Raw genomic sequence first — 12507 nt, 5'->3', positions numbered from 1 at the left:
GCTTCAACGGGATCTCTGACAAGTCCCTCTTCTCATCACCCAACTCTGACTGGTGCCGTTCCACAAACTCATCCAGACCAAGAAATATCTGCTTTTTCAGCTCGCTCCAAAGCGGCTTTCCCACCCCGTCATACACAAACTGCCGGTACTTGTTGATTGCCCGTTTCCTCTGTTTTCCAAAGAGTAGTAAGGTCTGATCAACAGCCAGCCACTCTGGAGCGGGCTGCTTTCCACACATGAAGGACCAGCTGCTCCAAGGGTATTCATCCGGCGCATCCACCATTCCTGCCCTGACCGGATTAAGTAGAATGTATCGGCCTGCTTCCAGCAGGTAGCTGTCTTTATCAACCAGAACCGATTTGTATCTGCCCTGGAAAAGGTGACCTGCCTGCTTATGCTTACGATTAAATGACTGGGTAAAAACGCCATTTAGCTGCCGCATTCCTTTGCTCAGGTTTCCATCCGGAGTTTCTATCAGTAAGTGGTAATGGTTGGTCATCAGACAATAACTGTGCACCACCCAGTTAAACCGGGCACACGTATCTGCCAGTGTATTCAGAAACAGTTCAAAATCACCCTCATCGAGGTAAATCGACTGTCCGGCGTTACCCCTTGAGGTGACATGATATAGCGCTCCTGCATACTCTATCCGTAATGGTCTGCTCATCATCCTGCCCGCATAAAAAATGGCCTAAGAAAAACTTAGACCACCACAGGCAAAAGGCAAGACCTGACCCCAATCGCTTTCTTGCAAAATGCTCACCTATCTGTTTCTGGGTATAGGCTCCGCTGTTGAATGCCGCAGCAATTGCCTCATCGCGTGAGCTTGCCTCCCTCTCGTACTCCTCCAGTGTTTTGGCTTTATCTCTTCGCTGCTTCAACGGGATCTCTGACAAGTCCCTCTTCTCATCACCCAACTCTGACTGGTGCCGTTCCACAAACTCATCCAGACCAAGAAATATCTGCTTTTTCAGCTCGCTCCAAAGCGGCTTTCCCACCCCGTCATACACAAACTGCCGGTACTTGTTGATTGCCCGTTTCCTCTGTTTTCCAAAGAGTAGTAAGGTCTGATCAACAGCCAGCCACTCTGGAGCGGGCTGCTTTCCACACATGAAGGACCAGCTGCTCCAAGGGTATTCATCCGGCGCATCCACCATTCCTGCCCTGACCGGATTAAGTAGAATGTATCGGCCTGCTTCCAGCAGGTAGCTGTCTTTATCAACCAGAACCGATTTGTATCTGCCCTGGAAAAGGTGACCTGCCTGCTTATGCTTACGAATAAATGACTGGGTAAAAACGCCATTTAGCTGCCGCATTCCTTTGCTCAGGTTTCCATCCGGAGTTTCTATCAGTAAGTGGTAATGGTTGGTCATCAGACAATAGCTGTGCACGACCCAGTTAAACCGGGCACACGTATCTGCCAGCGTATTCAGAAACAGTTCAAAATCACCCTCATCGAGGTAAATCGACTGTCCAGCATTACCCCTTGAGGTGACATGATATAACGCTCCTGCGTACTCTATCCGCAATGGTCTGCTCATCATCCTGCCCGCATAAAAAATGGTCTAAGTAAAACTTAGACCATCTCAGGCAAAAGGCAAGACCTGACCCCAATCAGTTCCGTATCTGCCAGCGTTTTCAGAAACAGCTCAAAATCACCCTCATCGAGGTAAATCGACTGTCCAGCGTTACCCCTTGAGGTGACATGATATAACGCTCCTGCGTAATCTATCCGTAATGGTCTGCTCATCATCCTGCCCGTATAAAAAATGGCCTAAGTAAAACTTAGACCATCACAGGCAAAAGGCAAGACCTGACCCCAATAGCTTCCTGGCAGGAGTAAAAAGAGTCCCGGCGTTGCGCCGGGACCTGTTTATACAAAATATCAGCCAGTTACCTTAAACCGGCTCTCAAGTTCACTGATCCCAAGCCCGCTCTTCTTATGCACCTTCAGCTGTAACATGAAAGGGGTCAGGCTCTTTTCTCGCAATCGCTTACTCGTATTTTTCTAAATCAGCTTCTTCTATCTTACCTTTACGCAAAATACTTAAAGCACTCTCAGATAGAACTAACCGATGATCTTCTGCAAGGCCAAAATCTTCGCCTCCAGCAGTTCCAGTAACTTTGAACCAGTAAAATTTTGGCAATACGTTCTCAGGATACAATTGGTTAAACTGTTCAGACTTTGATACTTCAACCTGATCTAGCGAAAAACCGCTCAGGCCTTCTTGTTCAAGCTCTTTTGCCAGCACTTCTGATATAATGAAACACGGAAACGACTCTAGAAGTTCATCTCCTAACCATCCATCAAACTGATAGTGCAGCTTCGATACCTTGGGAGGATGCACCGTCGTATCCAAAACTGTGTTATCTCCGAACCCACCACTTACTTCGGGCTCTATATAAAAGTACATCACAATCTCCAAATTGCTTATCTTACAGGCGGATTAAACTGAGAACCAAATTTGTTATCTATTTCTGTTGCCTTATCTAGCAACTCCTGCTGAGTCGGGTTTGGATTAGATCGGTAGAAACTATTCCATTCTTTTCTAATCTTACTCAAATGCACATCAGAGTTTATTGATTTAGGTATCCCTCTCAAATTTTCGAGTGAATGCATCTCAGCATCACTTACTAATCCCGGATACCTTTTTTGAACTTGTTGCTCTACTGCATGATGAACAACAACATCTCCTTGCACATCATACCTGAACGGGGTCAGGTCTTGCCTTTTGCCACTATCCTGCTTACCCGAGAGTAATGCAACGGTCTGCTCATCATCCTGCCCGCATAAAAAATGGCCTAAGTAAAACTTAGACCATCACAGGCAAAAAGCAAGACCTGACCCCAATCGCTTTTGCAATCGCTTTTGGGTGACTGGTGCGGATGATTTCCTGCACCGTACATAGAAAATCAGGGCGCGAATAGTTTGTTTGGGTGGAAACCAAACTCACTATGCCGAAAATGTCGGCAGAGCTTTTTGCGCCCTATTGACCCCGGCTGGCTAATGGGTGACCCCAATCGCTTTTCAAATCGCTCATGCGAGCTAGCTGACAAGTCGACCAAGCATTTTCTTACAGCTATCAACCTCTTTAAACAAGCTATTTATGTCAACGTCGTACATGTAATTCGATTCACCTTCAGCGCATGAGACTTCATGCCCATTACTATTTGCAGCAATATATATATCAGGTAGCTCTTGCCCCCTAAAAGCAAATCTAATCGCATGGCTAACTCTATATTCAAATAACTTTTCCAGTTCATCTGATTCTTCAGGATCAATTCTGTCATAGAAGTAGCTGATCCCTTTAGCTACTGAATCACCATCAGTGAGAGCAATAGGGCATTTATCGTTTATTATTGCGGCTTCATTTTCTGTAAACCAGTCTAGCTGTTCCGTTTTTTCAAGAACTAGCGTTGTTAAATTTACAGTTCTATTTATAGTATGATTAATGAGGCTTATCGACAGGTACAACAAACAAGCTGTCGGGTCTAGTTCCGTAGCAGGATGAATTTCAAAGTTGAACTTGTACATTTACTTACCCTTAACCAGTTTTTTATACTCAGCGTTACCAAAATCACCACGTTCTTTCATTTCTTTCAACACGGATGGTGGAGCTTCTGTACCTTTAATTGGATAACCATGCCATCCACCTTGGAGCAACCGGGGTCAGGTCTTGCCTTTTGCCACTATCCTGCTTACCCGGGAGTAATGCAACCCAAAATGCTCCCCTATCTGTTTCTGGGTATAGGCTCCGCTGTTGAATGCCGCTGCAATCGCCTCATCGCGTGAGCTTGCCTCCCTTTCGTACTCCTCCAGTATTTTGGCTTTCTCTCTTCGCTGCTTCAGCGGGATCTCAGACAAATCCCTCTTCTCATCACCCAACTCTGACTGGTGCCGTTCCACAAACTCATCAGGCCCCAGAAATATCTGCTTTTTCAGCTCGCTCCAAAGCGGCTTTCCCACCCCGTCATACACAAACTGCCGGTACTTGTTGATTGCCCGTTTCCTCTGTTTTCCAAAGAGTACTCTCAGGGTCAGGTCTTGCCTTTTGCCACTATCCTGCTTACCCGGGAGTAATGCAACCCAAAATGCTCCCCTATCTGTTTCTGGGTATAGGCTCCGCTGTTGAATGCCGCTGCAATCGCCTCATCGCGTGAGCTTGTCTCCCTTTCGTACTCCTCCAGTGTTTTGGCTTTATCTCTTCGCTGCTTCAGTGGGCTCTCAGACAAGTCCCTCTTCTCATCACCCAACTCTGATTGGTGCCGTTCCACAAACTCATCCGGACCAAGAAATATCTGCTTTTTCAGCTCGCTCCAAAGCGGCTTTCCCACCCCGTCATACACAAACTGCCGGTACTTGTTGATTGCCCGTTTCCTCTGTTTTCCAAAGAGTAGTAAAGTCTGATCAACTGCCAGCCACTCTGGAGCGGGCTGCTTTCCACACATGCAGAACCAGCTGCTCCAGGGGTATTCATCCGGCGTATCCACCATTCCTGCCCTGACCGGATTAAGTAGAATGTATCGGCCTGCTTCCAGCAGGTAGCTGTCTTTATCAACCAGAACCGATTTGTATCTGCCCTGGAAAAGGTGACCTGCCTGCTCATGCTTACGATTAAATGACTGGGTAAAAACGCCATTTAGCTGCCGCATACCTTTGCTCAGGTTTCCATCCGGAGTTTCTATCAGTAAGTGGTAATGGTTGGTCATCAGACAATAGCTGTGCACCACCCAGTTAAACCGGGCACACGTATCTGCCAGCGTATTCAGAAACAGTTCAAAATCACCCTCATCGAGGTAAATCGACTGTCCGGAGTTACCCCTTGAGGTGACATGATATAACGCTCCTGCATACTCTATCCGTAATGGTCTGCTCATCATCCTGCCCATATTAAAAATGGCCTAAGTAAAACTTAGACCATCTCAGGCAAAAGGCAAGACCTGACCCCAATCACTTCCGTTGTCCACCTCCTGCTCACGAACTTCACCTCTTATGCCCTGACCAATGGCAGTTACTACCTGATGATGACTTCACTGTTCGGCGTTACCTATCTGGAGCTGTCCAAAAAGACCAGCCTTGCCAAATACCAGCTCAAAGGATTTAAAACCCGCTTTCCCAGGAAAACCGCAGCGTTCTCGGTTGCGCTCTCTGTTGCCGGCGGGATTCTGATCCACACCATAATGACGGGCGAGTCCGCACAAAAAGCCCTCGAACTAACCCAAAGCAAGTATGGTTCTCAGTATCAGTACCAGATAAAAACGATCGCCTTTTCAAATGAGGATAACAGCGCAGAATTGTGGGCGTACGACGATAAGAATCTTTACAGCGTCAGGGTGCGCTGGCAGGAGTAAAATGAGTCCCGGCGTTGCGCCGGGACCTGTTTATACAAAATATCAGCCAGTTACCTTAAACCGGCTCTCAAGCTCACTGATCCCAAGCCCGCTCTTCTTATGCACTTTCAGCTGTACCGGAATGCGTTCTTTCATCGCTTCGATGTGGCTGATCACGCCGATATTTTTGCCGCTGGCGTTAAGGTTATCCAGTGCGTCCAGCGCCATGTCCAGCGTTTCTGCGTCCAGGGTGCCGAAGCCTTCGTCAAGGAACAGGGAGTCGATGCTGGTTTTATGGCTGACCAGGTCTGACAGTGCCAGTGCGAGGGCCAGGCTGACCAGGAAGCTTTCACCGCCGGAGAGGGTTTTGGTATCGCGCTCGCTGTCACCCTGCCAGGTGTCGAGGACGGTGAGGTCCAACCCTTCGCCTGCTTTGCGTTTCAGCTGGTAGCGGCCGTGGAGGCGGTCCAGTTGTCGGTTGGCAAGGTAGACCAGGTTATCCAGAGTCAGGCCCTGGGCGAACTTACGGAACTTATCGCCTTTTTGTGAGCCGATCAGGCCGTGCAGATAAGCGATATCATCGTACTCCTGCTGGTAGGCGCTGATTTCATCGAGCAGGGTCTGCTGGCTGGTGCGGCGCTCTTCATTGCTGCTTAGCTGGTTGCTGATTTCACCCAACCGCTGAGATACCTGCTCAGAAAGAGTGCTGAGCTCGCCGATCTGCGCCGAGACCACCTCTTCAGAAATGTCCTGCCACTCTTCCGCGTTCGGGTGAGCGCGCAGCTCTTCGAGTTTACGGGTCGCGCTCTCCAGCAGCGCCTGCTGGCGGGCGATGGCTTCTTCGAGCTGCTGTTTCTGGCTGGTCAGCAGGCGTTGCTGCTGCTCCGGAAGCAGTGCGCTCTGAAAGGCTTCCTGAGTATCAAACGGGCTGTTCTCCAGTGCCTGCCGCCAGGCCTGTTCACTGCTTTCAAGCTGCTGCTCAGCCTCTTTAAGCGCGGCAAGCGCGCTGGTATGGGCGGCCTGACTGGCGCTGTTTTTCTGCTGATGTTCAGAGAGGATTTTACCTGAAGCAGCAAGCGCCGATTCGCTTGTGGCAAGAGCCTGAGAAGAGCGTGTTTTTTCTTCCGCGCACTCTTTATCTCCAAAGAGAGTCTGGCGTTCTTTGGTCTGAGTTTCGAGCTGAACTTTCACCGCCTGCTGCTTAGTCTGCAGAGTGCTCAGCTGCTCATTCAGGGCGCTGACTTCGGTATTCAGTGATGCCAGCAGAGGCTCGATTTGTTGTCTCTGCTGGCGAAGTTGTTGCTGCTCACCCCGTTTGGTCTGATACTGAGTAACGCATTGCTGCGCCAGCTCAAACCAGCCCTGGAGTGACTCCGGCCAGTCCAGGTTCTGCTCTGCAAACTGGCCGCGAAGCTCTTCTTCGATTTTCAAAGACTCCGCTTTATGGGTCTTAAGCTGCTCATCAAATCCAGCGAGCTGCTTCTCAATATGACCCAGCTCTTTACCGGTCATCTGAAGCTGATGCTGGTGAGCACTTACTGCCTGCTCAGACTGAGTAAGCAACTGCTGAGCGGCTGATACGCCCTGCTGCGCCTGACGGACTTCATTTAAGCGGCTTTGCAGTGTACTCAGCTTCTGCTCCAGTTCGCTGCGCCATTTGGCGGCGCTGCCAGGCTCGCTGATTGCCAGCTCACTGCGCCACTCCGCGGTAAGTGCCTGCTGTTGGCTCTCCAGTGCCGCCAGTTTGGTGGCGGCTTCTTCCAGCGCGCGCTGCTTACTCTTCAGTTCCAGGCTGGCCTGTTCGCCACGGGCTTTAATCTCTTCAAGTTTGCTTTCCAGCTGCTGTATTTCCTGCACTTTGGCAGGCACATCCACGGCCACCAGCGGGTGCTCTTTCGCGCCACACAGCGGGCAGGGCTCGCCATCTGCCAGTTCGGAGCGATAATGAGCCAGCTGCTCTTCCTGGCTGACCAGGGTGCGGTTGGCTTTTAACAGCTGGTCGTTCAGCTTGTACTCGTCCCGCAGTTGCTGGTAGCTCTGGCTGAGCTGCTCACACTCTTTGGTCAGTGCCTGCTGGCTCTGCTGCCACTGGGTGCACTCATTTTGCGCGTTGCTCCACTGCTGCTGAATACTGACCAGCTGGTGTGCCAGCTGCAGGGAGGTGCCGAGTTCGCTGTGCTGTTTTTCAAGCGTCTCAGGGCTTTCCCCGCTTAGCAGCGCAGCGGCCGTCTCATGCGCTTTGGCAAGCGCCTGGCGTGCCTTTTCTGCCTCTGCCTGTGTATTATCGAGCTGAGCCTGTTGCTGTTTCTGCTGCTCACCAAGCTGCTGCTGATTCTGCTTCGAATCAGCCTGAGCCACGGCTGCCTTTTCTGCCGCCTGCTGCTCTGAGAGCAGGCGGGAATTGCGTTCTTTCCAGCGCTCCAGGTGCGGGGCAAGCTCAGCGTACTGTTTGTTCTCTTCCAGCCAGGCTGTGAGCGCATTCAGCGAACTGTCCAGCTCGGCAGTTTTCTTGTTGTGCCCTTCAATTTGAGCCTCACTGGCCGCTTTGCTTTCCGCGAGTGTCTTCTCTGCCTGAGCCTTGTTTACCGACTCTTCCGTCAGGCGTTTAAGCTCAGCATCCAGCGGCTGCACTTTTTCAATAAGCGCCAGCAGGGCCTGATGCGCTTCTGCCAGTTTCTTATGCTGAGCCTCTGTCTCTTTATGGCTTTCGCTGACCGTTGCCAGTGCCTTCTCTGCCTGATCGCTTTCGGTCTTCCGGGCCTGCACATCTGCCTGACGGTTTTGCAACTGTTTGCCGCTCTGCTGCCACAGCTCAAACGGTGCGCGCAGTGCCTGCGCCGGGGCAGCGCGTTCCAGCAGTTCCAGTTCAGGTTTGGCTTCAATCAGAGCCTGCTCGGCTTCGGCCAGCTTCTGTTTGCTGTGGCCGGTTTCGCGCTCCAGTTTCAACTGCTCCCGCCACCACTGTTGCTGCTCGCTCAGGGTAGCGAGCTGATTTTTTCGCGCGCTCTGCTGCGTGGTCAGTGCCTGCTGCTCTTCGTTCAGGGCGTCGAGCGCTTCGTTGGTCAGCAGGTTGATTCCCTCTGCTTTTCCTTTCAGCCCGGCCAGGTGAGTTTTGGCTTCGCTGAAATGCAGGTGTACCCGCTCAGAGATCTGACCGTAAATTTCGGTGCCGGTCAGCTCTTCCAGAAGCTCCGCCCGTTCCGCCTCTCTGGCGTTAAGGAAAGCAGCAAACTGCCCCTGAGAGAGCATCATAGACTTAGTGAAACGGGCAAAGTCGAGGCCGGTGATTGACTCCACCAGGTCCAGTTTGTCTTTTACTTTATTGGCGAGGACTTTCCCGCTCTCCACTTCAGCCAGTTCAGCCACCGCTGGCTGCAGGTTGCCGTCCGCTTTCCCGCGCGAACGGCGCATGCTCCAGAACGCCCGGTAGGCTTTACCTTTGACTTCAAACTCCACCTCGGCGCTGCATTCGGCTTCGCCGCGGGTCATGATTTCATTGTTCGAGGCTGACAGAACGTCGAGCCTTGGCGTGCGGTGATAAAGCGCCACACAAACCGCATCGAGCAAAGTGGTCTTACCCGCGCCGGTCGGGCCGGTAATGGCAAACAACCCGGCGTCCGCAAACGGCGGCTGGGTAAAGTCGATTTTCCACTCGCCTTTGAGTGAATTCAGGTTACGAAAATGCAGTGACAGGATCTTCATGCTGACACCTCCTTCACTTCATTCACTACCTCGGTAAAACGCGCCCGGATCCGTTCGCGGCGGGCACTCTCCTCTTCACTCTCAAAACTCTCCTGCTCCAGGCGCTTTTCAAACACCTCTGAAGGAGAAAGCTCTGACAGGGATTCATTCTGAAGCTGCTCCAGTGTGCGGCTGGCTTTTTTGCGGGCACGTTTAAGCTGCAGGATCTCCACATCCAGCTCTTCGGTCAGAGCTGCGACGCGCTGCTGCAGATCCGGCAGATAGTCGTGGGATTCGATCTCCACCGCCAGCCACAGGCTTTGCTCATCATGCTTTTTCTGCTCCTGCCGGATCTTCTCCGCCAGTGACTCCAGCTCACTTTTGATCAGCGCCATCGGCTGAAAGGTTGGAACATCAAGTGTGGTGATTTCCGGCTCGCTGGCAAAGCTCACCATCACCACCTGTTTCTGACTGGACAGCTCATCAAAACTGAGCGGGATCGGTGAACCGCTGTAACGGATATGCTCACTTTTGGCGACGCGCTGCGGGCGGTGAATATGGCCAAGAGCGATATAGTCCGCCGGAGGAAAGCCGTCTGCAGCAAAGCCGTCCAGGGTACCGATATAGATGTCACGTACCGACTCTGAGCTTTTCACTCCAAGGGCCGTCAGGTGACCGGTAGCGATAACCGGCAGCTCAGGCTTACCCAGGGCTTCACGCTTTTCCAGAGCCAGCTGATAAAGGCTGGCATAGTGGGATTTGATCGCGTCAGTCAGCGCCTTTTGCTTATCGCTGCCGCTCTCCCCCGCCTCACTGGTGACCAGATCGCGGGCGCGCAAAAAAGGAATGGCGCAGAGAACCGCACCCGGCTCTCCACTGCGATCGTTGAGCACCAGCAGTTGCTGCGCCGGATCTTCTTCTGCTGAGGCGATAACATGGGTGTTCAGGCACGCCAGCACCTCTCTGGACTCATTGAGCATGGAGACAGAGTCATGGTTGCCGCCAAGCACCACCAGCGCACACTGATGCGACTGCAGCGCCACCACAAACTGGTTATACATCTCCCGGGCGTAGCTTGGGGGCGTACCGGTATCAAACACGTCGCCGGCGATGATCACAGCGTCGATGCTGTGTTTATCAACCTGCTCAAGCAGCCATTGGATAAAGGCCTGATGCTCGTGTTTACGGTTCTTGCTGAAAAAGCTCTGCCCGAGATGCCAGTCTGAGGTGTGAAGTATGCGCATAGAAAGTATTTCTCTGTTCCTGAATGCAGGCAACGTTAGCGCGTTTCCCATTGGCTTGTCTATTGCTAAGCTTATGAAATCACAAACAGGGAGAAAGAATAAGATGAGCGACGCACAAAGGGAAATGACCCTGCGGTTTCTGGCCGAGCCAGGGGATGTAAACTTCGGCGGAAAAGTGCACGGCGGTGCCGTAATGAAATGGATCGATCTGGCAGCTTACGCCAGCAGCGCAGCCTGGAGCGGCAAGTACTGTATTACCGCATATGCGGGCGGGATCCGCTTTGTTTCTCCTATCCTGGTGGGCAACCTGGTCGAAGTAACGGCTAAGGTGATCTACACCGGTAACAGCTCAATGCATATCGCCATCGACGTGCAGGCCAGCGACCCGAAAAAGCTCGAACGCAGGCTGACTACCCACTGTATTGTGATCATGGTGGCGGTTGATGAAGAAGGTAAGCCAACATCGGTGCCGAAATGGGTACCACAAACGGAAGAAGACAGAGAGCTGGAACGCTCCGCTCTACGCCTGATTGAGATGCGTAAACAGATTGGCGATGAGATGGAAGCCCACGTTAAAGACCTGAAATAACGACTTGTTTTAACCTGGCATACACCGGACTGTCATTTTTTGTTCATCTTAACGTGGTGAAATACGGCCCCGTGACACTCCCGTCACGCCAGGCACCCAAAGAAAATGGCAGATCCGGTCAAACTCAGCAACGATACCATCAAAGATTTAAGCTCAGTGGAGTACCAGTGGGTGCGTGCACTGTACGTGGAAGGGTATAAAGACGACGAGATCAACCACTACATCCGCACCTGCTTTGGCGGCGATGAGGTCTTCGCCAACCTGTTCAGGAAAGTCGCGCTCGACCGGGAGAGCCTGTATGTGCTGATGAGACATCTGGGGTGTGCGCCGTCGAGTTTGGAGAGGTTATAGGCTCTGGGCTCTGGGCTCTGGGCGAAAATCTCGTAATCTCGTAATCTCGCAACCACGCAACCGCGTACCATTTACATAGATCACACAACCCAATTCCACCAGCCGATTTTTTTGATCTGCCCCGCACTGTTTTTTAAGACAGCTGCTAATACGCAACTAAACAGGCATACTCGTCCGTGATCCTGATTCCAGTCAGGAAACCCTTTCTTACAGGTATAAAAAAACCCAGGCGTAAACCCGGGTTTTGTTACAAGAAACCGTTAAGCAGCAAGCAAAAAGCACAGAGCGTAACAGCCAGCTATGCGTAACCAAGTAATTGTTGTGTTCTTCAACTCAGCTGATCAGCGGCCAAACCAATAGCGCCAAGCGAACACGTATTTTTGTTAGAGTGCGGCGACAAGCGCCGCATCCCTTATTATCCCTTAACGCCACCTGCTGTCAATCCTCCAACAAGCCAACGTTGAGCCAGAAGGAATACAACTGTGATTGGAAGTGCCGACAGAACAGCTGCTGCCGCGAAGTCACCCCACAGGTAATTCTGAGGATATAGGTACTGTTGCATACCTACTGCAAGAGTATAGTTGCTCACATCCGAAAGTAGCAAGGAAGCAACCGGAACTTCTGTTACAGCACCGATGAAGGCCAGGATGAATACCACCGCCAGGATTGGCACAGACAGAGGCAGAAGTACCAGTCTGAATGCCTGCCATGGGGTTGCACCGTCCAGTGCTGCCGCTTCTTCCAGCGAGTTATCGATGGTTTCAAAGTAACCTTTGATGGTCCATACGTGCAGTGCGATACCCCCCAGGTAGGAGAAGATCAGACCGCCATGGGTGTTCAGGCCCAGGAACGGAATGTACTGACCCAGTTTATCGAACAGGGCGTACAGAGCAACCAGCGCCAGTACCGCAGGGAACATCTGGAAGATCATCATCGCTTTAAGGATGGTGCTCTTACCTTTAAAGCGCATACGGGCAAACGCATAAGCAGAGGTAGTAGACAGGGCAACAATCAGTACCGCAGTCACACCCGCAACTTTTACTGAGTTCCACAGCCACAGCAGTACCGGGAACGGAGGCGGCGTGACACTGCCGTCTGCGTTCTCAACTGCGATGCCGAGTGCCAGTTTCCAGTGCTCCAGCGACGGGTTGCTTGGAATCAGCTCACCGGTCGCGAAGTTACCTTCACGGAATGAGATAGCTACGACCATCAGCAGCGGGAAGATGATCAGTGCCAGGAAAAACCACAGGCCGATATGGGTAGCCCAAACCCGGTATTTGAGAGACTTACCTTGTACCATTGGCATAATCG

General features: G+C 51.7%; 13 protein-coding genes. 3 read left to right on the top strand and 10 right to left on the bottom strand.

Annotated features, from left to right (window positions below; translation table 11 throughout):
* From ACVB80_RS09665 to ACVB80_RS09635, 7 genes are all read right to left on the bottom strand, one after another.
* Positions 1-667: REP-associated tyrosine transposase (locus tag ACVB80_RS09665; protein WP_481081071.1), on the bottom strand; the 667-nt coding region annotated here is incomplete at its 3' end.
* Entirely contained in the window at positions 606-1541 is a 936-nt protein-coding gene (locus ACVB80_RS09660) for a transposase (RefSeq protein ID WP_481081070.1), read from the bottom strand. The genes ACVB80_RS09665 and ACVB80_RS09660, both read right to left, overlap by 62 nt.
* 453 nt (positions 1542-1994) lie before the next feature.
* A complete protein-coding gene (locus ACVB80_RS09655) occupies positions 1995-2414 on the bottom strand; it encodes a hypothetical protein (protein WP_481081069.1) in 420 nt (139 codons plus the stop codon).
* 17 nt (positions 2415-2431) lie between these two features.
* Positions 2432-2701 (bottom strand): hypothetical protein, encoded by a 270-nt coding sequence (locus ACVB80_RS09650; protein ID WP_481081068.1) that lies wholly within the window; start codon positions 2699-2701, stop codon positions 2432-2434.
* A gap of 345 nt (positions 2702-3046) precedes the next feature.
* Positions 3047-3535: a hypothetical protein gene (locus tag ACVB80_RS09645; protein ID WP_481081067.1), complete on the bottom strand. Its 489-nt coding sequence runs from the start codon at positions 3533-3535 to the stop codon at positions 3047-3049.
* A gap of 135 nt (positions 3536-3670) precedes the next feature.
* On the bottom strand, positions 3671-3967 hold the full coding sequence (locus ACVB80_RS09640) for a hypothetical protein (protein ID WP_481081066.1): 297 nt from the start codon (positions 3965-3967) through the stop codon (positions 3671-3673).
* Positions 3968-4038: 71 nt separating this feature from the next.
* The gene (locus tag ACVB80_RS09635; protein ID WP_481081065.1) at positions 4039-4878 is read right to left on the bottom strand and encodes a transposase; all 840 of its coding nucleotides are present in this window, start codon (positions 4876-4878) and stop codon (positions 4039-4041) included.
* A gap of 144 nt (positions 4879-5022) precedes the next feature.
* Between ACVB80_RS09635 and ACVB80_RS09630 the strand changes: the two genes are divergently transcribed.
* A complete protein-coding gene (locus ACVB80_RS09630) occupies positions 5023-5352 on the top strand; it encodes a hypothetical protein (protein WP_481081064.1) in 330 nt (109 codons plus the stop codon).
* A gap of 42 nt (positions 5353-5394) precedes the next feature.
* Here ACVB80_RS09630 and ACVB80_RS09625 read toward each other — a convergent pair whose 3' ends face one another.
* Together ACVB80_RS09625 and sbcD are read right to left on the bottom strand one after the other, a co-directional pair.
* Positions 5395-9033, bottom strand: coding sequence for an AAA family ATPase (locus tag ACVB80_RS09625; RefSeq protein ID WP_481081063.1), 3639 nt, complete (start codon positions 9031-9033; stop codon positions 5395-5397).
* Complete coding sequence (gene sbcD, locus ACVB80_RS09620; protein ID WP_481081062.1) at positions 9030-10256, bottom strand: exonuclease subunit SbcD; 1227 nt, start codon at positions 10254-10256, stop codon at positions 9030-9032. Before sbcD ends, ACVB80_RS09625 begins: the two co-directional genes overlap by 4 nt.
* A gap of 103 nt (positions 10257-10359) precedes the next feature.
* Between sbcD and ACVB80_RS09615 the strand changes: the two genes are divergently transcribed.
* Positions 10360-10845: an acyl-CoA thioesterase gene (locus ACVB80_RS09615; protein WP_481081061.1), complete on the top strand. Its 486-nt coding sequence runs from the start codon at positions 10360-10362 to the stop codon at positions 10843-10845.
* A 105-nt stretch (positions 10846-10950) separates the two neighbouring features.
* Positions 10951-11196 (top strand): hypothetical protein, encoded by a 246-nt coding sequence (locus ACVB80_RS09610; RefSeq protein WP_481081060.1) that lies wholly within the window; start codon positions 10951-10953, stop codon positions 11194-11196.
* A gap of 415 nt (positions 11197-11611) precedes the next feature.
* Here ACVB80_RS09610 and malG read toward each other — a convergent pair whose 3' ends face one another.
* Positions 11612-12502 carry a maltose ABC transporter permease MalG gene (malG, locus tag ACVB80_RS09605; RefSeq protein WP_481081059.1) on the bottom strand — a complete coding sequence of 297 codons (891 nt, stop codon included), beginning with the start codon at positions 12500-12502 and terminating at the stop codon, positions 11612-11614.
* Positions 12503-12507 lie beyond the last annotated feature (5 nt).

The sequence above is a fragment of the Vibrio sp. 9-16B-A1 genome, from assembly GCF_056726165.1.
The sequence above is the reverse complement of the archived record's forward strand: the minus strand, read 5'-3'. Positions and strand labels throughout refer to the sequence as shown.